We start from the raw sequence: 383 nt of genomic DNA, 5'->3' as shown, positions 1-383 counted from the left end.
GTTGGCAACGCTCAGGTCCGCGTTGCTGAAGCCGGTCACCGCCTCGCTGAAGGTGATGGTGACCTGCGCGGTTTCACCCGGGCTCAACACCGAATCGCTCAGGACAATGGTGGCGGTCGGACGCTGGCTGTCGACGTTGTAGTTGTTCGAATCAGTGGTACCGCTGCCGGCATTGCCCGCCAGGTCGGCGACGCCGCCGTTGGCAAGGGTGATGACATTGCTGGTGTCGGTGACGCCGGCGGCCGGCGTAAAGGTCGCGGTCCAAGTGATGCCGCCGTCACTGCTGCTCAACCCGCTGAGCGTACCGTTGGCAACGGTCAGGTCGGCGTCGGTGAAGCCGGTCACGGCCTCGTTGAAGGTGATGGTCACCAGCGAAGTCTCGC

At 64.5% G+C, this 383-nt stretch carries 1 protein-coding gene; it reads right to left on the bottom strand.

All coding sequences use genetic code 11. From position 1 onward, the window contains the following. Positions 1-383: Ig-like domain-containing protein (locus HU811_RS27205; protein WP_186659228.1), on the bottom strand; the 383-nt coding region annotated here is incomplete at both ends.

Origin of the sequence: Pseudomonas tehranensis, assembly GCF_014268615.1 — a bacterium.
Classification (GTDB): Bacteria; Pseudomonadota; Gammaproteobacteria; order Pseudomonadales; family Pseudomonadaceae; genus Aquipseudomonas; species Aquipseudomonas tehranensis.
Note: the sequence above shows the minus strand (reverse complement) of the source record. Positions and strands in the feature narration are given on the sequence as shown.